Origin of the sequence: Allokutzneria multivorans, assembly GCF_039537405.1 — a bacterium.
GTDB lineage: Bacteria > Actinomycetota > Actinomycetes > Mycobacteriales > Pseudonocardiaceae > Allokutzneria > Allokutzneria multivorans.
In genome coordinates this window covers 452,787-478,658 of record NZ_BAABAL010000019.1, presented here as the reverse complement: position 1 = coordinate 478,658, position 25,872 = coordinate 452,787, and the positions used below count along the sequence as shown (strand labels likewise).

The following is a 25,872-nucleotide window of genomic DNA, read 5'->3' as shown; positions in this document are numbered from 1 at the left end:
TGCGACCTTCGTCCACCTCCGGCATGGCCGCCGTGGCGTTCGTGGCGGCCATGTCAGCCGCTGGGTGCACTGCGAGCCATGTTGGAACGGCCAGTCCGCAGCCGATGTCCAGTACGACCATCGGCGGTGGCGACCGGCCGCGCGAGCTGAAGATCGACGGTCTCAAGGCGTGTGAACTGCTGACCGAGGCTCAACGGGTCGAACTCGTGATCACAAGGCCGCCGCACCACCGAGAAGACCCGATCTTCGAATCAGATGCCTGCAACTTCAATAACCACACTGCCTCGACTACCTTGAGTCTCTATGTGATGACGAGGCGCGATATGCGGAGTTTTTCTCCTGGTGAAGCGAACGGTGTCGTTCGTTCGGTTCGTGTTCTGGGATTTTCTGGTTTTCAGGTCCATCCAGAAGAGTACGTGCCGCTGTCGCCGCATTGTTCAGTGAACATCGGGGTGTCAGAGGGGCAGGTCCTGCGAGCAGGCTACTCCACCCTCGGTGAAGAGCACGCGTTGCCTCAGGATGAGGTTTGCCGCCGGGCCACACGAGGGTTGGAGATGGCGCTGGGCAACATCCTCGCCAAGGGCTGAGCAGGGACGAAGTCGGAAGTCAACGACGCGGGGGGACTGCGTGGACGTTAATCGGAAGTGGATGAGCTACTCGCACGAAGAGCTGTACACGGCGATCCACGGCGGGGCGGGTCCTGCGGGGCATCAGCCTGCGGCCACCTTCACCAACAATCTCGCCTGGAAGCTGGAGGGTGTTCACCGACGCCTCGGTGAAGCGCTCGGCAAGCTGGGTGCCGTGTGGGAGGGCGAGGCGGCTGAGCGGGCCACCGGAAAGATCAGTTCGTTGCAGACGTGGACCGCTGCGGCGGGTAATCGCACCAATGAGCGCACGACGAGCATTCTTGATGGGATGAGTGCGTTCGTGCATGCGCGGAATTCGATGCCGGAGCCGAAGAAGGTGCCTTCGTTGGAGGAGCTGGGTACCAGTAACGCGTTGCGGGATCTGTTCCAGTTGAAGCAGGACCGTGAAGTCCTTGAGGGTGCGGCGAACGAGGCGCATCGCGAAGCGGCGCGGGTGATGCAGGCGTATGCGGACGCGGTGAACAAGCCGGTGCCGGACTATGACGAGCCGCCTCGGTTCGGTGGTGGCGGAGCGCCGGGTGATCCGAGGCCGGGGACGCCGGTTGGCGGCGGTGGCAGGGCGATCACCAGGCCCAGGGGCGGCGATATCGGTGCGGGGCAGGACATCGGCCAGGACGTGGGCGGTGAGGGTGTTCCGATGCCGATTCCGGATCAGCGTGGTGGTCAGAACCTTGATGTGCCGGGGCCGAAGTTCGGTGAGGTGCAGCAGGCCAGTTTTACGCCGCCGCCTGCGCTTAGCGGTGGTGGCGGAGGCATGGGGTCGGTCGCGGGCCCTGGCGCGGCGGTCGGAGGCGGTTCTGGTGCAGCGGTGGGCGGGCTTCTGCATCGGCCGGGCGTGAACTTGAGCACGCCGTCGGTGAGTCAGCCGCCGAGAGCAACCCCGCCGCCGGTGCGGCCGGCGACGGCGGCAGGTGCTCGCCCGGGGTTTATGCAGCCTGCGCTCGGTAGTGGTCAGCAGGAAGAGGACCAGGAGCATGAGCGCAAGTACGACATCATTGAGGACATCGTCGGTGAGCTGCCGATGGTCGCGCCTCCCGTGATCGGCGAGTGACGACCCACGACCGCAGAAGTCACACGGGCGGGACGATCTTGGCGTAGCGGTCGAGGACCGTGCGGTCGCCGGTGACCGTGAGGCGTTCGGCGGGGATGCGGTTCCACAGGAACAGGAGCAGGTCCGAAGAGGTTCCGGCCAGCTCCACGTCGCCCGGGGCGTCGATCAGGCGGGTATCGGAGCCGGTGAACTCGGCGGTCCAAGCGTGGTGGCCGTCGGTCAGGCGGACGCGCTCACCGGTGCCGTCCTCGGCGGGGCGGAGGTGCCGCCACGCGGGGACGAGCAGCTCGAAGTGCTCGGTGATGGCGTGCGTGGCGTGCTCCTCATCGAGCGGCGCAGCCTCACCCAGCGCGTTCTGGGCATCCCACCGGTGCACGGCGGCCTCTGTCACCTGAATGCGTTGCCAGAACCCGGCGGTCTGGTCGGCGGTCCACGTCCACACGGGCGTCGCGGGGTCGCAGTCGCGGAAGGCGTCGTGCAGCGCTGCGGAGCCCTCCGCGAACCAGTCGGCCAGCCCGGAGGGCACGGGCCCGTGGTTGGGCGCGCTGTCGAGGCTCGGCCACCGCTCCCAGTCGGGGTGGGCCACCTGGAACTGCGTTCCCTTGACGTCGGGCGGGCTGGTCAGCCGCTTGTCGACCAGCCACGTCACTACGCGGTGCACGTAGCCGAGGTGCAGCGCGAGGTCCGTGATCGTCCACTGTGGACACGTCGGCACGATCGGGGCGTCATCGCCGGACCCCTCCGAGCGCCGCAGGGCGTCCTCGAAGGCGGCGACCTCACGCTGGAAGCACGTCAACCACTCCATGCCTCCAGCGTGGCACCACGACCGCCCACGCGCCCGCACCTCTGCCCCAAGGGGTCAGGTCGTGCTCGACGGGGTGGTGGGGGTGGTGGACGTTGTGGTGGGGATGGGTTTCGCCGTCGTGGTCGTCGTGGTTGTCGTCGGCGGGGAAGACGGGGGCGGAGGCGGCGGTGGGGGAGGGCTGCCCGGGTCGGGCGGTGGGGTGGTGCTGCCGCTGGACGTGGTCGACGGCGTGGTGGTGCTGGACGTCCCGCTCGTGGTGGTGCTGGACGTCGTGCTGGCCCCGGGGGTCGTCGTCGTGCTCTGGCCCGGGATCGCGGGGGCGTCGGAGACGCGGTCGCCCTGCACGGTGTCGCCACGGCCGGACGTGCGGCCCTGCTCCGCGGCGGAGCTGGTGACGAGCGTGGCGATGGTGGCGAACACGGTCGCCGTCGCCAGCGCGACCGCTCCGAGCACGGCGGCGCCCGGAACGCGCTGGCCCTGCCGCGCGGGAGCGGCGGGATCGGCGCTCACCTGCCGAACACCTGCGTCCACACCCATCCCCGGGTGTCCAGACCCACGCCCAGCGCGGTGAACCGGCAGTTCAGAATGTTGGCCCGATGGCCGGAGGACTGCATCCACGACTCCATGACCTGTTCGGCGGAACGTTGACCTTTGGCGATGTTTTCACCGCCGGGCCGTGGATACCCAGCCGCGCGCGCCCGGTCGTCGAACGAAGCGCCGTCCGGTGAGGTGTGTGAGAAGTAGTTACGCTCCGCCATATCGGAGCTGTGCCGTTGAGCGGCATTTGCCAACCGCTCGTCGATTCGCAGGGCCGAGCAGCCCGCTTCCGCTCGCGCTTGGTTTACCAGTTCGGCGACCTTTGCCGCTGGTCCCGAAGGGGGCGGAGCCGGTGCCTGGGTGGTGCGGCGGGGTGTGGTGGTGCTCGGCTGTTCGGGCGGCGGCGCCGGGGTGGACTCCGACGGTCGGCTACTCGTAGTAGTCGGCGGGGTGGTCGTGGAGGTGCCCCCGGTCGTCGTGGGCGCGGTGGTCCCGGGAACCGGGGACGTGGTCGGCGGCGGTGTCGTCCCGCCGACCTCGGCTGGATCTTCCGGGGCGGTGATCGCCCTGGTGGAGTCCTTGTCGGCGAGGAGGATCGGGTCCTGCCCGCCGAGCAGTGTCGTCGCCCCGGCCGTCACGGCGCCGACCAGCACCGCGACCAGTCCGGGCACGAGGGAGGAGCGACGTGCGCGCTGTCCGGCCACGGCGCGGGACCGTACCACCATCGAGTGACACATGCCTCGTTCGTGGTAACCCTTCGCGTTCGCCAGGATGGGTGGCATGAGCGAGGTGGGTTCCGTGCGACTGACCGCGTGGGTGCACGGCCGCGTGCAGGGGGTTGGTTTCCGCTGGTGGACCCGGGCGCGTGCGCTGGAGCTGGGCCTGGTCGGGGCGGCGACCAACCTGCGGGACGGCCGGGTGGAGGTCACGGCGGAGGGGCCGAGGGCGGAATGCGAACGGTTGCTCGGCCTGCTGCGCTCCGACGGCGCGCCGGGGACCGTCACGGCGGTGGTGGAGCGCTGGTCGGCGGCCCGTGGCGGGCTCGGTTCCTTCGTCGAGCGCTGACGCGAGCACCCCGCAAGATCAAGTAAAGTTGAGGCATGTCGACGTCGCACCCGCCAGGTGCAGCCGCCTCCCTCACCGGCGCGCTGGAGGAGATCGGGGACTTCGAGGTCCTGCTCGTGCTCGCGCACGTCTTCGCCGGTGCCAGCACCGAGGAGGAGCTGCTGGCCACGGCGGGCTCGCGGCGGGAGCAGGCCAAGGAGCTGCTCCAGCGGATGATCGAGTACGGCTTCCTGGAGCGCCGTCCTCGGATGCACCGCTCGACCATGGCCTGGGCCTACGAAGTCACTCGCAAGGGTGAAGAACTGCGCGAAGTGGTGGCTCTGCTGGAGCGCTTCGGCGAGCGGTGGTCGGGCCCTGACGCGGAGCTTCTGCCCTACCCGAGGGCCCGCGTGGCGCGCTGAGCGCGCGCCGCCTGGCCGGAGCGCGGGCGCCCTGCGGCTATCCTCCACCCCGATACCACGGCCGCCGGTCGGAGACCGAAGATCCGTTTGCGGGATCGAGCACGGGCACCGGAACCGGACCAGACACGGGAGCGGGCGCGCGTGCACCTCAAGAGCCTGACGCTGAAGGGCTTCAAGTCCTTCGCCTCGGCGACGACCCTGCGCTTCGAACCGGGTATCACCTGCGTCGTCGGCCCGAACGGCTCCGGCAAGTCCAACGTCCTGGACGCACTGGCCTGGGTGATGGGCCAGCAGGCCGCCAAGGCGCTGCGCGGCGGCAAGATGGAGGACGTCATCTTCGCCGGCACCACCGGCAAGGCCCCGCTCGGCCGGGCCGAGGTGACGCTGACCATCGACAACTCCGACGGCGCGCTGCCGATCGACTACACCGAGGTCTCGATCACCCGGCGGATCTTCCGCGACGGGGCCAGCGAGTACGAGATCAACGGCACCAGCTGCCGCCTGCTCGACGTGCAGGAGCTGCTGTCGGACTCCGGCATCGGCCGCGAGATGCACGTGATCGTCGGCCAGGGCCGCCTCGCCGAGATCCTGCAGTCCAAGCCGGAGGAGCGGCGGGCCTTCATCGAGGAGGCCGCCGGTGTGCTCAAACACCGCAAGCGCAAGGAAAAGGCGCTGCGCAAGCTCGACGCGATGCAGGCCAACCTGACCCGGCTCACCGACCTCACCGCCGAACTGCGCCGCCAGCTCAAGCCGCTGGGCAAGCAGGCGGAGATCGCCCGCAAGGCCCAGACCGTGCAGGCCGACCTGCGTGACGCGCGGCTGCGGATCTACGCCGACGACCTGGTCAACGCGCGCTCGGAGCTGGCCAGGGACCAGGCCGACGAGGCGCAGGCCCGCGCGCGGCGCACCGAGGTGGAGCGGATGCTCCAGTTCGGCCAGAACGAGCAGTCGGAGCTGGAGGAGAACCTCGCCCAGGACGCGCCGCTGCTGGCCGCCGCGCAGGAGACCTGGTACCGGCTCTCCGCGCTGGAGGAGCGGCTGCGCGGGACCGTGCGGCTGGCCCAGGAACGCGCCCGCCACCTGACCGCCCCGCTGGAGGAGCACCGCGGCGGGCGGGACCCGGAGGAGATGGAGCAGGAGGCCGAGGAGGTCGCCGAGCAGGAGCTGGAGCTCCAAGAGGGCGTCGAACAGGCCAGGATGCTGCTGTCCACGGCGCTGGAGACCCGCTCCGAGCTGGAGCAGGAGCTCAAGGCCGCCGAGCGCGAGCACATGGCCGCCGTGCGCGCCGTCGCCGACCGCCGCGAGGGCCTCGCCCGGCTGGGCGGCCAGGTGGAGGCGTTGCGCAGCAAGACCGGCGCCACCGCCGAGGAGATCGAGCGGATGTCCGTGGCGCTCGCCGAGGCCAGGGAGCGCGCCGAGCAGGCCCAGCTGGAGTTCGAGGAGACGCGGGCGGAGACCGGTGTCGAGGAGGACGCCGACACCGGGCTGGCCGGGCGCAAGGACGCCGCGGTCGAGGAGCACCGCCAGGCGCGGGCGCGGGTGGAGGAGCTGGTCGCCGCCGAGCGCAAGGCCGAGCGGGAGATCGCCTCCTGGAAGGCCCGTGTCGACGCGCTGTCGCTGGGGCTCAACCGCAAGGACGGGGCCGGCGCGCTGCTGGCGTCTGCGGCGAGGCTGCCCGGCCTGCTCGGGTCGGTCGCCGCGCTGATGACCGTGGAGCCCGGCGCCGAGGTCGCCCTCGCGGCGGCCCTGGGTGCCATCGCCGACGCGGTCGCGGTCGCCGCGCCCTCGGACGCCGTTGCGGCGCTTGAACTTCTGCGTGCCTCGGACTCCGGGCGGGCAGGGCTGCTGATCGGCGGAGGCGTCCAGCCGGAGCGCTCGGCGTGGCCGGTGCTGCCGCACGGCGCGCGCTGGGCGGTGGACCTCGTGCAGGCGCCGCAGTCGCTGCGCCCCGCGCTGACCCGCGCGCTGGAGAAGCTCGCCGTCGTCGACGACCTGCCCGCCGCGCGAGCGCTGGTCGAGCGCTTCCCCGGCGTGCGCGCCGCCACCGTCGAGGGCGACGTGCTCGGCGTGGACTGGGCCGTCGGCGGTTCCGGGCGCAGCCAGAGCGTCATCGAGGTGCAGGCCGCTGTCGACGAGGCGCGGGACAAGCTCACCGAGGCCGAGCGCGCGCTGGAGCACGCCGGAGCCGCGTTGCAGGGCGCCCGCGAGGACGAGAAGGTGCGCCGCGCGGCGGTCGCCGAGGTCCAGGAACTGGTCAATGACTCGCGCGTGCAGCGGGCGCGCAGCACCGAGCGGCTGTCGCGGATGGCCAAGGCCGCCAGCGCCGCGCAGGCGGAGGCCGAACGCCTCGCCGGGCAGCGGGAGAAGGTGGAACAGGCCCGCGAGGACGCGCTGAGCAAGCTCTCCGAGCTGGAGGAGCGGCTGCTCACCGCCGAGTCCGAGCAGGTCTACGACGAGGAGCCGGACACCCAGCGCCGGGACGAGATCGCCATCCAGCTCGCCGCGTCGCGCCAGGAGGAGGTCGAGGCGCGGCTGGTGCTGCGGACCTCCGAGGAGCGGGCCCGCGCGCTGCTGGGCAAGGCCGACCAGCTGCGCAGGGCCGCGCGCAACGAGCGCGATGCGCGCGAGCGGGCCGAGCGGGCACGGGCGGCGCGGGTGCGCAGCGCGGTGGTCGCCGAGGCCGTGGTGCGCGGTGGTGAGACCGCGCTGGAGCGCATCGCGCTGTCGCTGACGCGGGCCGCGACCGAGCGCGACGAGGCGCAGTCCCGGCGCACCGAACGCGAGGCCGCGCTGAACAAGGTGCGTGGCCGGGTCCGCGAACTCTCCGGCGAGCTGGAGAAGCTGGTCGACGCCGTGCACCGGGACGAGGTGCTGCGGGCGGAGCAGCGGCTGCGGATCGAGCAGCTGGAATCGAAGATCACCGAGAACTTCGGCATCGGCCTGGACGACCTGGTCGAGGAGTACGGGCCGATGGTGCCCGTCCCGCCGAGCGCGCCCGAGGTGGCCGAGTACGAGGCGGCCAAGGAGCGGGGCGAGGACGTCAGCCCGCCCCCGCCGCTGCCCTTCGACCGCGCCACCCAGGAGCGCAGGGCCAAGCGCGCGGAGAAGGACCTGACGCTGCTGGGCAAGGTCAACCCGCTGGCGCTGGAGGAGTTCGCCGCGCAGGAGGAGCGCTACAAGTTCCTCTCCACGCAGCTGGAGGACATCAAGGACACCCGTCGCGACCTGCTGACCGTGGTCAAGGAGGTCGACGACAAGATCCTGGAGGTCTTCACCTCGGCCTACGAGGACGTGGCGCGCGAGTTCGAGACCGTCTTCAGCACCGTCTTCCCCGGCGGTGAGGGCAGGCTGCTGCTCACCGACCCGGACGACATGCTCACCACGGGCGTCGAGGTCGAGGCGCGGCCGCCGGGCAAGAAGGTCAAGCGGCTGTCGCTGCTCTCCGGTGGCGAGAAGTCGCTGACCGCGGTGGCGATGCTGGTGGCGATCTTCCGCGCCCGCCCCTCGCCGTTCTACGTGATGGACGAGGTCGAGGCCGCGCTGGACGACACCAACCTGCGCAGGCTGATCAGCCTCTTCGAGCAGCTGCGGGAGAAGTCGCAGCTGATCGTCATCACCCACCAGAAGCCGACCATGGAGATCGCCGACGCGCTCTACGGCGTGACCATGCGCGGTGACGGCATCACCCAGGTGATCTCGCAGCGCCTGCAGCGGCCCGCCGCCGCGCCCGTCGCCGAGTGAGAACCAACGCACCCCAGGGAGAGACCGGAGTGGACACTCCGCAGGACGCGCTCGCAGGACGCTCGATCCCGCGAGCGGATCATCGGCGGCGTTCGTCGGTGAAGCTGGTCGTCGCGATCGTCGTGCCGCTGCTGGTGATCGGCGTCGGCGTGTACTTCTACGTCACCTCGGCGGGCACGGCCAAGGTCGGCGACTGCCTCAGCGACGGCGAGACGCCGGACTCGCCGATGGTCAAGATCGCCTGCGGGGAGGCCGCCGACTACCGCGTCGTCGGGCGGCTGGAGGGCAGGAAGAAGGCCGAGATCAACGACGCCAAGCCGTGCGAGCGCTTCCCGACCACCGCGGTCACCTACTGGGAGGGCGATGACTCCTCGGGGAACCTGCTCTGCTTGGAGCCGTACCGGCCGTAGCCCCGATGGCGCAACGCACATCTGAAAACAGTTCCTTTTTTGTCCATTTCCATGCATGATGAGCGCCCGCTTGACGCGGATCTCACATCTCTTGGAAAGAAGTCCAGTGAGCACTCCTCAGAACATGCCGGACCCGACTCAGCCCGCCGCCGCCGAGCAGCAGCCCGCGAAGAAGAAGCGGTCGCCGGTGAAGCTGATCATTTCGATCCTGGTGCCGCTCGCGGTCATCGGGTTCGGTGTCTACGGCTACTTCAACTCGGTCGGCAGCTCCTCCAAGGTCGGTGACTGTCTTGCTGGACAGATCACGGATGACCCGAAGTCGGCCGACAGCATCAAGAAGGCCGACTGCGGTCCTGGCGCCACCTACAAGATCGTGGGCCGCATCGAGGACAAGAAGCAGACGGAGGCAGGCGCGGACGGTGCGATCTGCCAGCCGTTCCCGGCCGCGCAGTACGTTTACTGGGAAGGTACCAGGGGCGGCAACGGCAACTTCCTCTGCCTGGAGACGCTGAAGCCATAGCTGTTGTCGCGTAAGGGCCCGGCACGAGTTATCCGTGCCGGGCCCATTGTTTGATCACTGGTGTACGCCGAAGAGCCCTCGGTGGACACCGTCCACCGAGGGCCTGCCCATCAGTAGTACTCGCGAGGGAGGGTGCAGCTGGTTCCTCCGACGGGAACGGGCAAGGAGCCCGCCACCCAGTGGCTGTAGAAGAACTGGTGAGTTTCCTGGCGCCAGCGCTCCTTGAAGTTGTTGACCAAGGTGGTTCGCAGGTACTTCCACCAGTGTGAGCCGTTGTACAGATCGCTGGCCTTGCACTCCGGAGGTGCCGGAACAATACCCTCGCTCATTGAATAAGACGCCGGTGCCGCGTTCTGAGGTGCGGCCTGTGCTGTGGCGTTGCCGAGGCCGGCCAGTGCGATGACCATGGCCACAGTGGTCGCTGTTCTACTGAGCTTCACTTTTCCTCCCATGTGCGAAGGCCGCCTCCCTAGCCAAGAGAAAAGTTCTCCAGGCTCCCCTGGTGCGCTGCTTCGCTTACTTCGTGTCTGCGCTCTGATGGTCAACTTTGGGGCGGATTTGGGCAAGCGGTATCTACGTTCTTGGTGCCAAATCCATTCCTTCAGAGGGTGTTCATGGCGTTCTTGTCAGGTGGGCTTGCACGACGTGGTAGGGGTCGGAGGCGATCACGCTCCGGGGGCGCTGTGACTTCTGTCCCCTGGGACCATTACCTTGTGCGCATGTACCCGCAGCAGCCCTATCCTCAGCAGCCGATGCCGCCGCAGCCGGGTTTCGGGCGCGTGCTGCTGGACATCTCGTTCAACCCGATGAACTGGTTCCTGTTCTTCATCAAACCGACCGTGGTGATCAATGGTCAGGCCCGGCAGGTGGAATGGGGCCAGATGCCGATCGATCTCCCGGCCGGGCAGCACACCGTCCAGGTCGGGTTCCAGTACATGGGCAAGCCGCGAGGTGTCGCCAGCGTGACCATTCCGGTGCACCCCGGCCAGGTGCAGCCGGTGTGCTACCGCGCGCCCGCCTACATCTTCATCGCGGGCGCGATGGGGCCGACGCGTCCGATGACGCCGGGCATCATCGTCAACGTCGTCGCGATCGGTGTCGCGGTGCTGATGCTGCTGCTGTTCACCCTGCTCCTCTGAGCCTGGCGATCCGGAAAGCCCCGGGTGGTCCTGGCCGGAGGGTGTCGTCCTCGGCGAAGATCGGCGCATGCGCTGTGACGATGACGTCGTGGTTGTCGGTGGCGGGCACAACGGCCTGGTCGCCTCGATCCTGCTGGCCAGGGCCGGTCTGTCGGTGCGGCTGCTGGAGCGCGCGGAGCACGTGGGCGGCGCTTCCGTCGGCAAGCGCGTCTTCCCCGGCCTGCCCGCGAGGCTGTCGAAGTACTCCTACCTGGTGAGCCTGTTCCCGGACGCGCTCGCGGCGGAGTTGGGGCTGCGGCTGGAGCTGCGCTCGCGCGCGGTGTCCTCCTACACGCCGACCGTTCGCGACGGCCGACCGACGGGGTTGCTCGTCGAGCGCGATCCGGGCGCGGCCACGGAGGCGTCCTTCGCGGAGCTGACCGGTTCCGGCGAGGCGTGGCGGGCGTGGACCTCCTTCTACGACAGGGTTTCCGCGTTCGGCGCGGCCCTCGGCCCGGCGTTGCTCGGTCCACTGCGGCGGCGCTCCGAGCTGCGCGCCGAGGTCGATCCGTCCACTTGGGACGACCTGGTGGAGCGGCCGCTCGGCGAGGTCTTGGAGCGCGAGTTCGCCGACGACCTGGTGCGCGGTGTGGTGGCCACGGACGGGCTCATCGGTACCAACGCGTCGCTGCACGACTCCGCCGCCAACCGCTGCTTCGCCTACCACGTGATCGGCAACGGCACCGGGGAGTGGCGCGTGCCCGTCGGGGGGATGGGCGCGCTGGCCGACGCGCTCGAACTCGCCGCGGTCGAGGCGGGCGTCAAGCTGACCACGTCCACCCCGGTGCTGGCGCTGCACGAGCACGGTGATCACGTCGAGGTGGTGACCGAGGCCGGGGCCAGCTCGGCGCGGCGGGTGCTGTGCGCGGTCGCTCCGTCCACTGTGGACGAACTGCTCGGCAGGGCCGCGGAGAAGCCGGAGGGCAGCCAGCTCAAGGTGAACATGCTCCTCAAGCGGCTCCCGCGACTGCGAAGCGGTGTCGATCCCCGGGTGGCCTTCGCGGGCACGCTGCACCTGGAGGAGGGCTACGCGGACCTGGAGCGGGCCCACCGCCTCGCGCAGGACGGCACTGTGGCCGATCCGTTGCCGTGCGAGGTGTACTGCCACTCGCTGACCGATTCGAGCATCCTGGGGGAGCTGGCCGAGCACGGTTTCCACACGCTCACGCTGTTCGGGCTGCACGCGCCCGCGCGTCTGTTCACTGTGGACGGTGCGCGGGAGCGGGCGACGGAGGCTGCTGTCGCGGCGTTGCAGAAGCACCTCGCCAAGCCGCTGGAGGACTGCCTCGCCGTGGACGCCGACGGGCGGCCGTGCTTGGCGGCTGAGTCCCCGTTGGACCTGGAGCGCGACCTGGGCATGCCCGGCGGGCACATCTTCCACGGTGACCTGGACTGGCCGTGGCTCTCCGACGACGAGCCCGCCGACACGCCCGCACAGCGCTGGGGCGTCGAGGTTTCCGGGTCGAGCCGGGTTCTGCTGGCCGGTGCTGGCACCCGTCGCGGCGGCGGAGTGAGCGGCCTCGGCGGCTGGCACGCTTCGAACGCTGTGCTGGAGGCCAGGCCTAGACAACCGGGCAAGATCGTCTAGACGTAGGGTTGGTGGTGTGAGCGCGGAGAGCGGAATGCTGATCGTGCACGCCACCTACCACCGCCGACTGCAGCGCGAGCTGTCCAACGACACCTCGGGTGCGAGGGTGCTCGTCGCCGACCGCGGCCAGTTGGCCGACTGGGGCGGGACCGCGGCCTTCGAGCTGCCCGAGGGCTCCTACGAGGTCTCGGCCGGGGTCAGCAGGGCGGAAGCGGCCTTCCTGGGAGAGGGCGAGCACGAGGAGACGGTCTACGGGGAGGCGCGCACCATCGTCCTGGTGCCGGCCGGTGGCAGTGCGGAGCTGTTCTACGCGCCGCCGTGGACCTCGTCCGGGCCCGGAGCGCTCGCCACCACCCGTCCTCGCACAGGTGGTCTGCGAGCGCTCCTGCCGGTCGTCGCCGCACCGCTGGTGATCGTCGCCATCATCGCGATCACCCTGGCCGTGCTCGCCGCGGTGCTGCTCTAGTCGACCTTGGCCGCGGCCATGACGCGCATGCGGTCGACGGGGTCGATCAGGTCGACGTAGTCGGTGTGGCGGCGAACCCAGCCGGCCACGAACGGGCATAGCGGGCGGACGACCAGCCCGTCGGCGCGGGCGAAGTCGAGCGCGGCCTTCGCCAGCTCTCCGCCGACGCCCTGGCCCTCGAACGCGGCCTCGACCTCGGTGTGCGTGAGCAGGACCTTGCCGCCGAGCCGGGCGTACTCCAGGTGTCCGGCGAGCGCGTCGCCGACGCGGGCTTCGAACCGGGTGCGTGCCGCCACCTCGGTGACCACGACATCCATGGCTGCTCCTCTCGCCGTGAACCACTGCGTGTGGAGCATGCAATGCCGGGCACGCGCTCGCCATTCCAGCGCGTGCCCGGCATCGTGGAGGGGTTACTTGGCGGGCAGTTCCGCCTCGACCGACTCCGGCGCGTTCGTGCTGTGCCGCAAGGACATCAGCCCGCCGACCACCAGGGTGATCAGCACGCCCAGCGGCGGGTACCACGGGTAGGCCAGCGCCAGTTCCTTCGCGCCGACCGGGAACTTCACCGTGAGGATGATCGTGGCCATGCCGAGCACGGTCACCACGAACGCCACCAGCGCGTCGCTCTGCCTGGCCTTCTTGAAGATCAGGCCGAGCAGGAACGAGCCGAGCAGCGCGCCGTAGGTGTAGCCGGTGATCGACAGGCCCTGCTCGACGATCGGGTTGTTCTTGCTGGTGAACAGCGAGGCGAAGCCGATCAGCAGGCCGGCCCAGACCACGGTCCAGATCTTGCCCTGGCGCAGGATCTCCGCGTCGGTGAAGGTGCGCTTGGAGACCTTCTGGATCACGTCGGTGACGGTGGAGGAGGCCAGCGCGTTGAGCGAGGAGCTCATCGCCGCCGCCAGGATCGCGGCCAGCATGAAGCCGGAGACGCCGGGCGGGAGCACGTTGATGATCACGTGCGGGAACAGCTCGTCGCTGGCGGCCATGCCCATCGACGCCGGGGTGGCGCCCTTGAACAGCGCCCAGATCATCACGCCGATCAGCAGGAACAGGCCGAACTGGAAGAACACGATCACGCCGGAGCCGATCAGCGCCTTGCGGCTGTCCTTGAGGTCCTTGCAGGACATCAGCCGCTGCACGATCAGCTGGTCGGAGCCGTGCGAGGCCATGGACAGCACCGCACCGCCGAGTACCGCCGTGATGATCGCGTACGGGCTGGTCAGGATGTCCGCGCCGAAGTCGAAGATCTGGAACTTGCCCGCCTCGAAGGCCTGGCCGAGCCAGCCGTCGGGGAGCTTGCCCGCGAGCACGGCGATCACCGCGAGGCCGCCGATGACGTAGACGCCGAGCTGCACCGCGTCCACCCAGACCACCGCGCGCACGCCGCCGATGTAGCTGAACACGAGCATGCCGACGCCGGTGACCAGGCAGATCGCCCAGTACGGGGCGTTGATGTCGTAGGCGGCCAGCAGCACCTTGATCGGGATCGCGGTGGCGAACAGCCGCAGGCCGTCGGCGAGCAGGCGGGTGAACAGGAACGTCACCGACGCGGTGCTCTGCAGCTTCGAGCCGAAGCGCTTGCCCAGGTAGGCGTAGGCGGTGACCAGGTTGCCGCTCATGTACTTGGGCAGCAGCACGAAGGCCACCACGATGCGCCCGAGCAGGTAGCCGATGGCCAGCTGGAGGAAGGTGAACGTGCCCAGGTACGCGACGGTGGGCACGCTGATCACGGTCAGCGCGCTGGTCTCGGCGGAGACCACCGAGAGGCAGACCACCCACCATGACATCGGTTTGTCACTGACGAAGTAGTCCTTCGAGGAGCGTTGCCGCCCCCCGAAGAGCACTCCGAGCAGCGGCATACCGATCAGGAACGCCGCGACGATGATCAGATCGAGAGCGTGCATGGCCTCTCCTGCGGACTCCGGGGGACGTGACGTGCGGGTACTGCTCAGCCGTGACGCGGCATCGGGGTCCGGTCGGCCAGCTGGAGCACGCGCAGCCGTCTCGGCGGCGTGCTGGAGGGTTCTGGCAGCTGGAGCGGACGCCTGCCCGGGGTGATCGAGCCGAGCACGCGGGGGCCGCTCGCCCCGGTCGCGGTCGGCAGGTTCGCGGGCAGACCGTGCCAGGTCAGCAAGCCCAGCAGCGCGGTCAGGTACGCCTCCTTGGCATCCGCCGCGATGCCGAAGGACTCACTGGTGGCCAGCTCGATCTCGCCGAGGTGGCGATCGAGCGCGGCCATCAGGGTCGCGTTGCGGACGCCACCGCCGGAGGCGACGACGCGGGTGGCTCCGTGGTCGCGGCACGCGTCGGCAACGGTGATCGCCGTCAGCTCGACGAGCGTGGCCAGCAGGTCCGGGAGCGGGATCTCCGCGAGGCCGTCCAGCGCGGCGCGCAGGTGGTCGGCGTGGAAGTGCTCCTTGCCGGTCGACTTCGGCGGCGCCGCCGCGTAGTACGGGTCGGCCAGCAGGCGGGACAGCAGGTCCGGGTGAGGGGAGCCGTTGGCGGCGAGCCGGCCCCCCTCGTCGTACTGGAGCCCGCTGTCCGCGGCGAGGCGGCAAGCGGCGTCCAGCAGAGCGTTACCCGGACCCGTGTCGTAAGCCAGCGGGGCATGCGTCCCGCCGACCACGGTGATGTTGGCGATCCCGCCGATGTTCAGCGCGACCGCCACGTCCCCGGCGTTGGCCGGGGTGAGCCAGAGCGCGTCCAGCAGGCTCGCCAGCGGAGCGCCGTGCCCGCCCGCGGCGACGTCGCGCACGCGGAGGTCGGCGACCACCGGGGCACCGGTCGCCTCCGCGATCCACGCGGGCTGGCCGAGCTGGAGCGTTCCCTTGCAGGTGCGGCCGTCCACCCAGTGGTAGATGGTCTGGCCGAGCGAGGCGATCAGGTCGACCTCGCCGCAGCCGAGCTCGGCGACGCCCTTGCGGGCGGCGTCGGCGAAGGCCTGGCCGACCAGCGTGTCCAGCACGCACAGCCGCTCGGCTGAGCAGTCGGCCGGCGGCAGCGCGGCGACCAGGTCCCGGCGCAGCGGCTCGGGGTAGGGGACCTCGATCGCGCCGAGCGGCAGCAGCTCGACGACCGGTCCGCCGGGGGCGTCCTCGCGCAGGCAGAACTCGGCCACCGCCACGTCGATGCCGTCCATCGACGTGCCGGAGATCAGCCCGAGCACCCGCCAAGATTTCACGGAAAGAGGTCTAAACCATGGTGAATCTTTTCGCAAGCACCTGGCCTGCTTTGAGGCCAGGTTGTGAGCCCGCCCGGAGGGGAGTGCGAGGATAGCGACGTGCCTGTTGAGTCCGTGCCTGCCGTGCCCGTGCCCGCCGAGCCGTCGTTCTGGAGCGGCCCCCTGATCTGGGTCGTTCTCGGCGTCGTCGCCGTGCTCGTCATCGCTCTGGTGACCGGACTGGTGCTGGCCAGGCGCAGGCGGGTCAGCCTCGCCGAGGACCGCCCCGAGGGCGTGCCGCCGACCACGGGCAAGGACACCTACAAGACCAAGGGCGCCATCGGTTTCTCGTCGGGGACCACCGAAGCGAAGCACCCGGTCACCGAGCGCACGGAGACCGACGGCCAGCCCGGTGTCGGCGACGACGCCGCTGTTCCGAGGGACACCCCGCGTCGCGGCATCGTCGACGTGGAGCTGCCAGAAACGCCCGTGCCGGTCGCAGCGCCCGAGCCCGAGCCGGAGCCGGTCGTCGACGAGATCGAGCCGACCGAAGGCCGGATGGAGCGGCTGCGCGGACGGCTGTCGCGGTCCCGGTCGACGCTGGGGCAGAGCCTGCTGGGCCTGCTCGGCGCGGGCGACCTCGACGAGGACTCCTGGACCGACATCGAGGACACGCTGCTGATGGCGGACCTCGGCTCGACCACCGCGAACGAGGTCATCGAGCGGCTGCGCAAGGAGATCACCGCGCGCGGCGTGCGCACCTCCGACGAGGTCAAGGGCCTGCTGCGCGAGGTGCTCGTGGACGCGCTGCACCCGGAGATGGACCGCTCGGTGCGCGCGCTGCCGCACGACGGCCGTCCTGCCGTGGTGCTCGTCGTGGGCGTGAACGGCACCGGCAAGACCACCACGACCGGCAAGCTCACCCGAGTGCTGGTCGCCGATGGCCGCACTGTTCTGCTCGGCGCGGCGGACACCTTCCGCGCCGCAGCGGCTGAGCAGCTGGCGACCTGGGGCGAGCGTGCGGGCGCCGAGGTCGTGCGCGGGGCCGAGCGTGCCGACCCGGCCGCTGTCGCCTTCGACGCGGTGAAGCGCGGTATCGAGGCCAAGGTCGACGCGGTCCTCATCGACACCGCTGGCCGGCTGCACACCAAGACCGGCCTGATGGACGAGCTGGGCAAGGTCAAGCGCGTGGTCTCCAAGCAGGCCGAGGTGGACGAGGTCCTGCTCGTGCTCGACGCGACCACCGGCCAGAACGGCCTGACCCAGGCACGCGTGTTCTCCGACGTCGTCGAGGTCACCGGTGTCGTGCTGACCAAGCTCGACGGCACCGCCAAGGGCGGCATCGTCTTCCAGGTGCAGCGCGAGCTGGGCGTTCCGGTGAAGCTGGTCGGCCTCGGCGAGGGCGCCGACGACCTCGCGCCCTTCGAGCCCACCGCCTTCGTGGACGCACTTCTGCGCTGACTCTCCGAAGGCTGGGGTTGCGGACGGGTTTCGCGGCGTCGTCGAGAACGCGGCGCCGCGCGCAACCTGGACGTAACAGAAGAAGGCCGACAGTTCACTTCGGGGAAACCTCGCGCGTCGCCGGGTGAAACACCGCCTTCCGATGCTGCTCATGCGAATGGGGCAGGCAGCGGAAGGACTACCTATGAACTCCGGCGACACCGCCTGGGTGCTGATCAGTGCCGCGTTGGTGCTGCTCATGACACCAGGGCTCGCGTTCTTCTACGGCGGCATGGTGCGCGCGAAGAGCGTGCTGAACATGCTCATGATGAGCCTCGGCAGCATCGCCGTCGTCGGCGTTCTGTGGGTGCTCATCGGTTACTCCACCGTTTTCGGCACAGATGTCGGCGGCGGCCTTCTCGGAAAACCGTTCGAGTTCTTCGGTTTGGAGGGACTGCTCGGCGCCGACTCGTTGTTCGGCACGATTCCCACCACCGCGTTCGTGGCCTTCCAGGCGATGTTCGCCATCATCACCGTCGCGTTGATCTCCGGTGCCATCGCCGACCGCGCCCGCTTCGGCCCGTGGCTGCTCTTCGCCGCCGTGTGGTCGATCGTCGTGTACTTCCCGGTCGCGCACTGGGTCTTCGACTTCGACGGCAAGGACGCGGCGGGCAACGTCGTGGACCCGGGCGGCTGGATCGCCAACACCCTCGGCGCGCTTGACTTCGCCGGTGGCACGGCGGTGCACATCAACGCCGGAGCCGCCGCGCTCGCCCTCGCGCTGGTGCTGGGCAAGCGCAAGGGCTGGCCCAAGGAGCCGATGAAGCCGCACAACCTGCCGCTGGTGGTGCTCGGCGCGGGCCTGCTGTGGTTCGGCTGGTTCGGCTTCAACGCGGGTTCCGCCGTCGCGGCCAACGGGACCGCCGGTGTCGCCTTCATCAACACCCTCGTCGCCACCGCCGCCGCCACGCTGGGCTGGCTGGTCGTGGAGCGCATCCGGGACGGTCACGCCACGACGCTCGGCGCGGCCTCCGGCATCGTCGCGGGCCTGGTCGCGATCACTCCGGCCGCGAACTCCGTGACGCCGCTGGGCTCGATCGCCGTCGGTTTCATCGCTGCCGTGCTGTGCGCCCTCGCGGTGCCGTTGAAGTACAAGCTGGGCTATGACGACTCGCTCGACGTGGTCGGCGTGCACCTCGTCGGCGGCCTCGCGGGCACCCTGCTGATCGGTCTGTTCGCGTCGAAGTCCGCTCCGGCCGGGATCGACGGGCTGTTCTACGGCGGCGGCTTCGACCAGCTCGGCAAGCAGGCGCTCGGCGCGGGCGCGGTGCTGGTCTACTCCTTCGTGCTCAGCCTGCTGATCGGCCTCGCGATCAAGTACACGGTCGGGTTCCGCGTCGACGCGGAGGCCGAGGTGACCGGCATCGACGAGTCCGAGCACGCGGAGAGCGCCTACGAGCTGGTCTCCTTCGGTGGCCGTGGTTCCGGCCGTGCCGCGAGCGTGACCACCCCGTCCTCCCCGGCCCTTGAGGAGAGCAAGCCATGAAGCTGGTGACCGCCATCGTCAAGCCGTTCACCCTGGACGACGTCAAGAGCGCACTGGAGCAGCTCGGCGTGCTCGGCATGACCGTCAGCGAGGTGCAGGGATACGGCAGGCAGAAGGGCCACACGGAGGTCTATCGCGGCGCGGAGTACGCGGTCGACTTCGTGCCCAAGGTCCGCGTCGAGGTCTTGGTGGACGACGAGGTCGTGGGCAAGGTCGTCGACGCCGTCGTCGCGGCGGCGCGCACCGGGAAGATCGGCGACGGCAAGGTCTGGGTGACCCCTGTGGAGACCCTGGTCCGCGTTCGTACCGGAGAACGTGGCAACGACGCGCTTTAAGCCAGTCGCGGGTGCGCTCCGGTCATCGGGGCGCACCCGCTGCTCTGTTGAGGGGTGGCGGGGGAGATGACGACCGTGAGCGGTGGAGCCGCTGAGGACCTGGTCCGCGCCAGGGGGCTGCTGTTCACCCCCGCGCCAGGGCAGCGCAGGTTGGCGCCGGAGGAGCTGCGCGGCGCACTGGTCGACCTGCACGACTTCTGGCTGAGCGCTCACGCGAGTTCTGCGGGGCTTGTTGGCCCTGGCACCGCGCTGGTCGCGGTAGGTGCGCTCGGCAGGCGTGAGCTGACCCCGCGCTCCGACCTCGACCTCATCATCGTCCACAGTGGACGATCGGACATCGCTGAGCTGGCCGATCGCGTCTGGTACCCGCTGTGGGACTCCGGCATCGGTCTCGACCACTCGGTGCGCACGGTCGCCGAGGGCAAGCGCGCGGCGGGGACGGACCTCCGCGTCGCGTTGGGGCTGCTGGAGATCCGGCACATCGCCGGGGACGCGGAGATCACGCAGCGGCTGTCCGCCACGACCAGGCAGGCGTGGCGCTCCGGCATTCGCGGCAGGCTCGACGAGCTGGCCGAATCCGCTGCCGAGCGGTGGCACCGCAGCGGCGAGATCTCCCACCGCGTCGAGCCGGACCTCAAGCACGGCAAGGGCGGTCTGCGCGATCTCCAGCTGCTCGACGCGCTCGCGGCGGCCCAGGTCGTGGACCGTCCCGCCGCCGACATTTCCGGCGCGCACGCGTTGCTGCTCGACGCGCGCACGGAGCTACACCGCATCAGCGCGCGCCCACAGGACGTTCTGCGCGCACAGGATGGCGATGACGTTGCGTCCGCATTGGGCTTGGCCGACCGTTTCGAGCTCGCGCGGGCGATTTCGAGCGCCGGGCGCACGGTGAGCTTCGCGCTCGAAGGCGCACTGCGCACCGCGCGAGCCGCAGCGCCGAAACGCACGCTCGGTGTCCTTACGCCGTGGCAGCGCCGCCCTGCGCGTAGGCCGCTGGACGAGGGCGTTGTGCTCCACGGGGGAGAAGTTGCGCTTGCACGAGACGCAGTGCCTCACCGTGATCCCGCGCTGCTGCTGCGTGTGGCGGCAGCAGCAGCGCGCACCAACAGCCCGATCTCTGCGGGCACTCTCGCCAAGCTCGCGGACTCCGCGCCAGAGCTGCGCAAGCCGTGGCCCCGCGCGGCCCGCGAAGAGCTGCTGTCGCTGTTGAGTTGCGGTCGCGGCCTTGTAGACGTGGTCGAAGCGCTCGACCGCACGGGGCTGTGGGGCAGACTGATCCCGGAGTGGGGCTCGGTCCGCGATCTGCCCCCGCGCGACGCCGCGCACATGTGGACGGTAGACCGGCACCTCGTGCAGACCGTCGTGCACGCGGCACGCCTCGCGACCCGGGTGTCCAGGCCAGACCTGTTGCTGCTCATAGCTTTGGTGCACGACCTTGGTAAGGGCGTCACGATCGGTCGTCGCGACCCCGAGCAGTCCGACCACTCCGTCGTCGGTGCCGCGCTGGCGACACAGGTGGCCGAACGCATCGGTTTGTGGCCCAACGACGTCAAGCTCGTCTCGGACGCCGTGCGACACCACTTGCTGCTCCCGCACACCGCAACGCGCCGCGACGTCGAAGACCCCGCGACGGTGCACCGTGTCGTAGAGACGCTCGAAGGCAACTCGGTGCTGTTGGAGTTGCTGCACGCGTTGGCCGAAGCCGACTCCCTGTCCACAGGGCACGGCGTTTGGACCGATTGGAAAGCAGCGCTCATCGCGGACCTTGTAGGCCGCTGCCGCGCGGCTATGGCGGGCGATCCACTACCGGAGCCCGAACCGCTCCCTGAAGACCAACGAGAACTCGCGGTCGCCGCATTGGAGTCTGGGCGCCCGAAGGTGCTTGTGGCCGAAGACGGCCCCAGCGCGACCGTGACCGTGTTCGCGCCGGATCGCCCCGGATTGCTTTCCAGGGTCGCCGGAGTGCTGGCGCTCAACTCGCTCGAAGTGCACGCGGCGGTGTTGCACGGGCACGAGAAGGCAGCCGTGGAGACGTTCACCGTCTCGCCGCGATTCGGCACGTTGCCTGATCCGTCGCTGTTGCAGGAACAGCTGCGCCGAGCCCTCGACGGGTCACTGCCACTGAAGGACCGCTTGGCGGCGAAGGAACGCGACTACGGCGGACCGCCGGAAGAAGTGGCCCCGCCCAAGGTGCTGTGGTTCGACGACGAGGCATCGGGTGCCGTGGTGCTCGAACTCCGTGCCACCGACCGCATCGGCCTGCTGCACCGCGTCGCCGCCGCACTGGAGTCCTGCTCGGTGAACGTGCGGTGGGCTCGGGTGTCCACGTTGGGCGGCACGGTGATCGATGCGTTCTGCCTTGACGGGGACATCTCGGCGCGGAGGTCGATCGAGCGCGCGGTGCTCGCCGCGGCCCGCTGAAGTTTTTCTGGCCAACCGCGTCATGCGCCTGCGCGTGCACCGTCGAACAGGCGGAGGCACTGGGCCTCACCTGTGCCGTTCGCGGGTGAGGGTCGCGCGGAAACCGCCGACACGGGGGTGTGGCGGAGCCGGCGCGGAGGCGGGGATGGAGTGCGTCGCGGCGCCCGTGGTGGGCGCGGTTCGGACCTCGGGGGTCTGGACCGCCTCCCACCACGGGCGCTTTTCCTTCCGAAGACCCGCCTGTGCGGAGGTTGCGCGGAGCTGTTAGAAAACGGTCATCAATCACAATTCGCACGCGCCTGGAACGTCTCCGTGGCCATCACTCGTTGCCGAGTAGTGGAAGCGTCGAGAACCCGCAGAGCGCCCGCCGTCTTCACGGTCGGCGGTCGAGACTTGGTGCTGCTCGCGGGACTTCCGGGAGCGGGGAAGTCCGAACTGCTCCGCAGGGCCGACGTGCCCGCGCACGTGAAGGTGCTCGACTCCGACCAGGTTCGCCGCCCGCTGCGTGAAGCCTTCGGGCCGGTGCCCTACCGGCTGTACAGGCCGCTCGTGCACATCACTCACCACGCGCGGCTCGTCTGGTACGCCGCAACGGCCAGGGGCGCCGTCGTCGTGCACGAGCCCGCGACGCGCGTGAGCACGCGCGTGTGGATCGCCGCGCTGCGCGTGCTGACCCGTCGTCCCGGCACGTTCGTGTGGTTGGACGTCAGCGCGGTCGAGGCGTTGGCGGGCCAGCACAGCAGGGGACGGGTGCTGCCCGCGGAGTCCTTCGCCAAGCACGTCCGCAGGGCTTCCGGCATCCGCAGGAGGCTGCGCGCGGGCTACACCTTCCCCGGCTGGCGGAAGGTGTGCGTGCTGCGGCGGCACGACATCGACGAGCGGGTCAGGGTCGAGTTCCGGCTTCCGGCTACCCTGAGACCCGACTGAGCCTGAGCAGACCTCACCTGGCTGGAGCCCGAAACCCGTGTTCGACACCCTCTCCGACCGTCTCACAACGGTACTGAAGAACCTGCGCGGCAAGGGGCGCCTCTCCGACGCCGACATCGACGCCACCTGCCGCGAGATCCGCATCGCGCTGCTGGAGGCCGACGTCGCGCTGCCCGTGGTGCGGCAGTTCATCGCGCAGGTCAAGGAGCGGGCCAAGGGCGCGGAGGTCTCCGAGGCCCTGAACCCGGCCCAGCAGGTCGTCAAGATCGTCAACGAGGAGCTCGTGACGATCCTCGGCGGCGAGACCCGGCGGCTGAACCTGGCCAAGACCGCGCCGACGGTGATCATGCTCGCCGGTCTGCAGGGTGCCGGTAAGACCACCCTCGCGGGCAAGCTGGCCAAGTTCCTCGCCGGTCAGGGCCACACCCCGCTGCTGGTCGCCTGCGACCTCCAGCGCCCCAACGCGGTCAACCAGCTCCAGGTCGTCGGCGAGCGCGCCGGGGTCCCGGTCTACGCGCCCGAACCCGGCAACGGCGTCGGCGACCCGGTCGACGTGGCCCGCCGCGCGATCGAGGAGGCCCGCAGGGCCCAGCACGACCTGGTGCTGGTCGACACCGCCGGTCGCCTCGGCGTGGACGAGGAGCTGATGCGGCAGGCCCGGGATATTCGTACTGCCATCCGCGCCGATGAAGTGTTGTTCGTCGTCGACGCGATGGTCGGTCAGGACGCGGTCACCACCGCCGAGGCCTTCCGCGACGGCGTCGGCTTCACCGGCGTGGTGCTGACCAAGCTCGACGGCGACGCCCGCGGTGGTGCCGCGCTGTCGGTCCGGCACGTCACCGGCCAGCCGATCCTGTTCGCCTCCAGCGGCGAGAAGCTGGAGGACTTCGACGTCTTCCACCCCGACCGGATGGCCAGCCGCATCCTGGGCATGGGCGACGTCCTCTCGCTGATCGAGCAGGCCGAGCAGGTCTTCGACGCCCAGCAGGCCGAGCAGACCGCCGCCAAGATCGGCTCCGGCGAGCTGACGCTGGAGGACTTCCTCGAGCAGATGCTGGCCATCCGCAAGATGGGCCCGATCGCCAACCTGCTGGGGATGCTGCCGGGCGCGGGCCAGATGAAGGACGCGATGGCCCAGGTCGACGAGCGGCACCTGGACCGGCTCCAGGCGATCATCCGCGGCATGACCCCGGCCGAGCGCGCCGACCCGAAGATCATCAACGCCTCCCGGCGGCTGCGCATCGCCAACGGCTCCGGCGTGGCGGTCAGCGAGATCAACGACCTGGTCAACCGCTTCTTCGACGCCCGCAAGATGATGAAGCAGATGGCCGGCCGCTTCGGCCTGCCCGGCGCGGGCGGTGGCGCCTCCAAGAAGCTCAAGGGCAAGAAGGGGAAGAAGGGCAAGAAGTTCGGGCCCAAGAACAACACCGGTGGCGCTCTGCCCGCCGGCATGCCCGACCTCTCCCGGATGCCCCCCGGCCTCAACCAGCTGCCGCCGGGCCTCGCGGGCCTCGACCAGCTGCCCGCCGGGTTCGACCCGTCGAAGCTGAACTTCGGCAAGAAGAAGAAAAAGGACTAGGCGTGCCGAACCTGCACCTGCGCGGGGTCGTCCTGCCCCGTGAGGAGCACGGTGACGAGGTCCGCGATGTGTGGGTGGCCGACGGGCTGATCTCGTTCGAGCCGGTCCCGGACGCGGTGACGGTCGCGGACGGCTGCTGGATCGTGCCGGGGCTGGTCGACGCGCACTGCCACGTCGGCATCGGCCCCGGCGGCCCGGTCGACCTGCCGGAGGCCGCCGCACAGGCGGAGATCGACCGCGACGCGGGCACCCTGCTGATCAGGGACTGCGGCTCGCCGATCGACACCAGGCCGCTCCAGGAGCGCGAGGACCTGCCGAGGCTGATCAGGGCGGGACGGCACATCGCCCGGCCCAAGCGCTACATCCCCTACCTCGGCGTCGACGTCGAGGACCCGGCCGACCTGCCCGCCGCCGTCGCCGAGCAGGCCGCCTACGGCGACGGCTGGGTCAAGCTCGTCGGTGACTGGATCGACCGCGGCGTCGGCGACCTCGCCCCGCTCTGGCCCGAGGACGTGCTGACCGAGGCGATCAAGGTCGCGCACGGGGCCGGTGCCCGGGTGACCGCGCACGTGTTCTCGGAGGACGCGGTCCCCGGGCTGGTCAACGCCGGGATCGACTGCATCGAGCACGGCACCGGGCTCAGCCGCGAGGTGATCGACGTGATGGCCGCGCGCGGCACCGCGCTGGTCCCCACGCTGATCAACATCGAGAACTTCCCCGAGATCGCCGACAAGGCGGCCAAGTACCCGCAGTACGCGGGTCACATGCGCAACCTCTACGCGAACTCGCGCGAGACCATCGCGCAGGCGATCGAGGCGGGCGTTCCGGTCTACGCCGGCACCGACGCGGGCGGCGGCATCAAGCACGGCCGCATCGCCGACGAGATCGCCGCGCTGCACTCGGTCGGGATGAGCGCGGAGCAGGCCATCGGCGCGGCGAGCTGGGCCGCGCGGCGGTGGCTCGGCATGTCCTCGATCGCCCACGGCACCCCGGCCGACCTGGTCGTCTACGCCGAGGACCCGAGGCTGGACCTGGCCGCGCTGCGCACGCCGTCCCTGGTGGTGCTGCGTGGTCGTCCGATGCGGTGACCTGCGGGCGCCCCACCACCGGCTAGCGTCTTGACCACGGCACCACGGGGTATGGAGGGCGTGTGGAAGACCAGCGGCAGGACCCCGGCGGCACCGATGACCACCCCTCCGAGGCCGCCACTCCGCCGATGGGTGTTCCACAACAGCCTTCCTGGGCCGCCTACGGCACGCCCATGCGCGGAGTCCAGGACGGCAGGGACCTCAAGCTGCACACCAGGTTCTGGGAGGCCGAACAGGTCGCCGCGGCCCGGGGCAGCCTGCACTGGGGCTTCCTGGCGTTCTTCATCGGCTTCGGCGGCTTCTACCTGCTGTCGCTGCTGATCAGTGCGCTGATGGCGGGGCAGCTGCGCGGCTTCGACCCCGCCGATCCGCCCAAGCTCGGTCCGCTGCTGCTGCTCGCCTTCGTGCCCAACCTGCTGCTCGGCCTCGGCCCCGCCGTGATGTCGTGGGTGCGCGGCCGGGGACCCGTGTCGGACTTCGGCTTCAAGCCGACGATGCGCGACGTGCGCGTGGGCGTGCTGTGCGGGCTGGCCGCGCTCGTGCCCGCGTGGATCATCGGGCTGGTCCTCGTCCGCAACGCCGGTGACGGCGGTCCGCAGGGGCCCATCGCCGGGCTGCCGGTGTTCTCCGAGGGGCAGACGATCTGGCTGGCGATCTTCGTCCTGTTCATCGCCGTCGGCGCCCCGATCACCGAGGAACTGCTGGTCAGGGGTGCGCTGTGGGGAGCGCTCGAACACTATCGGGTGCCGAGGTATGCGATTCTGGTGCTCACCACGATGATGTTCGCGTTCATCCACCAGGAACCGGACCGGATGCCGCTACTGTTCGCGGCCGGGTTGCTCCTCGGAACCGCCCGCATGATCACCGGACGGATCGGCGCCAGCGTCGTGGCGCACGCCGTCTACAACCTGCTGCCCGCCACAGTGCTGTTCTTCGCGGCCGGTTGACCTCGTTCCCAGGCAGG

General features: G+C 70.1%; 26 protein-coding genes. 19 read left to right on the top strand and 7 right to left on the bottom strand.

Going from position 1 to position 25,872, the window contains the following annotated elements; genetic code table 11:
- Window positions 1-23 precede the first annotated feature (23 nt).
- Complete coding sequence (locus ABD798_RS30235) at window positions 24-587, top strand: DUF3558 domain-containing protein (protein WP_344882306.1); 564 nt, start codon at window positions 24-26, stop codon at window positions 585-587.
- A gap of 61 nt (window positions 588-648) precedes the next feature.
- On the top strand, window positions 649-1,698 hold the full coding sequence (locus ABD798_RS30230) for a PPE domain-containing protein (RefSeq protein ID WP_344882303.1): 1,050 nt from the start codon (window positions 649-651) through the stop codon (window positions 1,696-1,698).
- A 19-nt stretch (window positions 1,699-1,717) separates the two neighbouring features.
- Here ABD798_RS30230 and ABD798_RS30225 read toward each other — a convergent pair whose 3' ends face one another.
- Genes ABD798_RS30225 through ABD798_RS30215 form a run of 3 tightly spaced genes read right to left on the bottom strand, consistent with a single transcriptional unit; the run spans window position 1,718 to window position 3,351 of the window.
- Complete coding sequence (locus ABD798_RS30225; protein ID WP_344882299.1) at window positions 1,718-2,503, bottom strand: maleylpyruvate isomerase family mycothiol-dependent enzyme; 786 nt, start codon at window positions 2,501-2,503, stop codon at window positions 1,718-1,720.
- A 54-nt stretch (window positions 2,504-2,557) separates the two neighbouring features.
- Entirely contained in the window at window positions 2,558-3,013 is a 456-nt protein-coding gene (locus tag ABD798_RS30220; RefSeq protein WP_344882296.1) for a hypothetical protein, read from the bottom strand.
- A complete protein-coding gene (locus tag ABD798_RS30215) occupies window positions 3,010-3,351 on the bottom strand; it encodes a CAP domain-containing protein (protein ID WP_344883656.1) in 342 nt (113 codons plus the stop codon). Before ABD798_RS30215 ends, ABD798_RS30220 begins: the two co-directional genes overlap by 4 nt.
- 49 nt (window positions 3,352-3,400) lie before the next feature.
- Between ABD798_RS30215 and ABD798_RS30210 the strand changes: the two genes are divergently transcribed.
- The 6 genes from ABD798_RS30210 (at window position 3,401) to ABD798_RS30185 (ending at window position 9,177) form a co-directional block, all read left to right on the top strand.
- Complete coding sequence (locus ABD798_RS30210) at window positions 3,401-3,772, top strand: hypothetical protein (protein WP_344883725.1); 372 nt, start codon at window positions 3,401-3,403, stop codon at window positions 3,770-3,772.
- A 39-nt stretch (window positions 3,773-3,811) separates the two neighbouring features.
- Window positions 3,812-4,105, top strand: a complete 294-nt coding sequence (locus ABD798_RS30205; RefSeq protein WP_344882293.1) for an acylphosphatase — start codon at window positions 3,812-3,814, stop codon at window positions 4,103-4,105.
- A 35-nt stretch (window positions 4,106-4,140) separates the two neighbouring features.
- Window positions 4,141-4,506 (top strand): winged helix-turn-helix transcriptional regulator, encoded by a 366-nt coding sequence (locus ABD798_RS30200; protein ID WP_344882290.1) that lies wholly within the window; start codon window positions 4,141-4,143, stop codon window positions 4,504-4,506.
- Between the two features lie 141 nt (window positions 4,507-4,647).
- Window positions 4,648-8,247 carry a chromosome segregation protein SMC gene (gene smc, locus ABD798_RS30195; protein WP_344882287.1) on the top strand — a complete coding sequence of 1,200 codons (3,600 nt, stop codon included), beginning with the start codon at window positions 4,648-4,650 and terminating at the stop codon, window positions 8,245-8,247.
- Between the two features lie 29 nt (window positions 8,248-8,276).
- On the top strand, window positions 8,277-8,657 hold the full coding sequence (locus ABD798_RS30190) for an LppU/SCO3897 family protein (RefSeq protein ID WP_344882283.1): 381 nt from the start codon (window positions 8,277-8,279) through the stop codon (window positions 8,655-8,657).
- Window positions 8,658-8,763: 106 nt separating this feature from the next.
- A complete protein-coding gene (locus tag ABD798_RS30185; RefSeq protein ID WP_344882281.1) occupies window positions 8,764-9,177 on the top strand; it encodes an LppU/SCO3897 family protein in 414 nt (137 codons plus the stop codon).
- Window positions 9,178-9,287: 110 nt separating this feature from the next.
- Here the strand turns inward: ABD798_RS30185 and ABD798_RS30180 are convergent, their stop codons facing one another.
- Window positions 9,288-9,584, bottom strand: coding sequence for a hypothetical protein (locus ABD798_RS30180; protein ID WP_344882278.1), 297 nt, complete (start codon window positions 9,582-9,584; stop codon window positions 9,288-9,290).
- Window positions 9,585-9,896: 312 nt separating this feature from the next.
- Here ABD798_RS30180 and ABD798_RS30175 point away from each other — a divergent pair, with 312 nt between their 5' ends.
- From ABD798_RS30175 to ABD798_RS30165, 3 genes are all read left to right on the top strand, one after another.
- Window positions 9,897-10,316 carry a hypothetical protein gene (locus ABD798_RS30175; protein WP_344882275.1) on the top strand — a complete coding sequence of 140 codons (420 nt, stop codon included), beginning with the start codon at window positions 9,897-9,899 and terminating at the stop codon, window positions 10,314-10,316.
- Window positions 10,317-10,383: 67 nt separating this feature from the next.
- Window positions 10,384-11,943: a phytoene desaturase family protein gene (locus ABD798_RS30170; RefSeq protein WP_344882272.1), complete on the top strand. Its 1,560-nt coding sequence runs from the start codon at window positions 10,384-10,386 to the stop codon at window positions 11,941-11,943.
- Between the two features lie 16 nt (window positions 11,944-11,959).
- A complete protein-coding gene (locus tag ABD798_RS30165) occupies window positions 11,960-12,409 on the top strand; it encodes a hypothetical protein (RefSeq protein WP_344882270.1) in 450 nt (149 codons plus the stop codon).
- Here the strand turns inward: ABD798_RS30165 and ABD798_RS30160 are convergent.
- The 3 genes from ABD798_RS30160 to ABD798_RS30150 form a co-directional block, all read right to left on the bottom strand.
- Complete coding sequence (locus ABD798_RS30160; protein WP_344882267.1) at window positions 12,406-12,726, bottom strand: GNAT family N-acetyltransferase; 321 nt, start codon at window positions 12,724-12,726, stop codon at window positions 12,406-12,408. The two genes, ABD798_RS30165 and ABD798_RS30160, sit on opposite strands and share 4 nt — an antisense overlap.
- Before the next feature lie 93 nt (window positions 12,727-12,819).
- A complete protein-coding gene (locus tag ABD798_RS30155) occupies window positions 12,820-14,316 on the bottom strand; it encodes a sodium:solute symporter (RefSeq protein ID WP_344882264.1) in 1,497 nt (498 codons plus the stop codon).
- 44 nt (window positions 14,317-14,360) lie between these two features.
- Window positions 14,361-15,593, bottom strand: a complete 1,233-nt coding sequence (locus tag ABD798_RS30150; protein WP_344882261.1) for an anhydro-N-acetylmuramic acid kinase — start codon at window positions 15,591-15,593, stop codon at window positions 14,361-14,363.
- Between the two features lie 129 nt (window positions 15,594-15,722).
- Between ABD798_RS30150 and ftsY the strand changes: the two genes are divergently transcribed.
- The 8 genes from ftsY to ABD798_RS30110 all read left to right on the top strand — a co-directional run bounded on the left by ftsY (window position 15,723) and on the right by ABD798_RS30110 (window position 25,855).
- Window positions 15,723-17,033 (top strand): signal recognition particle-docking protein FtsY, encoded by a 1,311-nt coding sequence (gene ftsY / locus ABD798_RS30145; RefSeq protein WP_425549309.1) that lies wholly within the window; start codon window positions 15,723-15,725, stop codon window positions 17,031-17,033.
- A gap of 184 nt (window positions 17,034-17,217) precedes the next feature.
- Entirely contained in the window at window positions 17,218-18,558 is a 1,341-nt protein-coding gene (locus tag ABD798_RS30140) for an ammonium transporter (protein ID WP_344882258.1), read from the top strand.
- Window positions 18,555-18,893, top strand: coding sequence for a P-II family nitrogen regulator (locus tag ABD798_RS30135; protein ID WP_344882255.1), 339 nt, complete (start codon window positions 18,555-18,557; stop codon window positions 18,891-18,893). Before ABD798_RS30140 ends, ABD798_RS30135 begins: the two co-directional genes overlap by 4 nt.
- 66 nt (window positions 18,894-18,959) lie before the next feature.
- Window positions 18,960-21,314 (top strand): [protein-PII] uridylyltransferase, encoded by a 2,355-nt coding sequence (locus ABD798_RS30130; RefSeq protein ID WP_344882252.1) that lies wholly within the window; start codon window positions 18,960-18,962, stop codon window positions 21,312-21,314.
- Between the two features lie 336 nt (window positions 21,315-21,650).
- Window positions 21,651-22,241 carry an AAA family ATPase gene (locus tag ABD798_RS30125; protein ID WP_344882249.1) on the top strand — a complete coding sequence of 197 codons (591 nt, stop codon included), beginning with the start codon at window positions 21,651-21,653 and terminating at the stop codon, window positions 22,239-22,241.
- A 37-nt stretch (window positions 22,242-22,278) separates the two neighbouring features.
- Entirely contained in the window at window positions 22,279-23,820 is a 1,542-nt protein-coding gene (ffh, locus tag ABD798_RS30120; protein WP_344882246.1) for a signal recognition particle protein, read from the top strand.
- A 2-nt stretch (window positions 23,821-23,822) separates the two neighbouring features.
- Window positions 23,823-24,908 carry an amidohydrolase family protein gene (locus ABD798_RS30115; RefSeq protein ID WP_344882243.1) on the top strand — a complete coding sequence of 362 codons (1,086 nt, stop codon included), beginning with the start codon at window positions 23,823-23,825 and terminating at the stop codon, window positions 24,906-24,908.
- A 62-nt stretch (window positions 24,909-24,970) separates the two neighbouring features.
- Entirely contained in the window at window positions 24,971-25,855 is an 885-nt protein-coding gene (locus ABD798_RS30110; RefSeq protein ID WP_344882240.1) for a CPBP family intramembrane glutamic endopeptidase, read from the top strand.
- The last annotated feature ends 17 nt before the right edge of the window (window positions 25,856-25,872 follow it).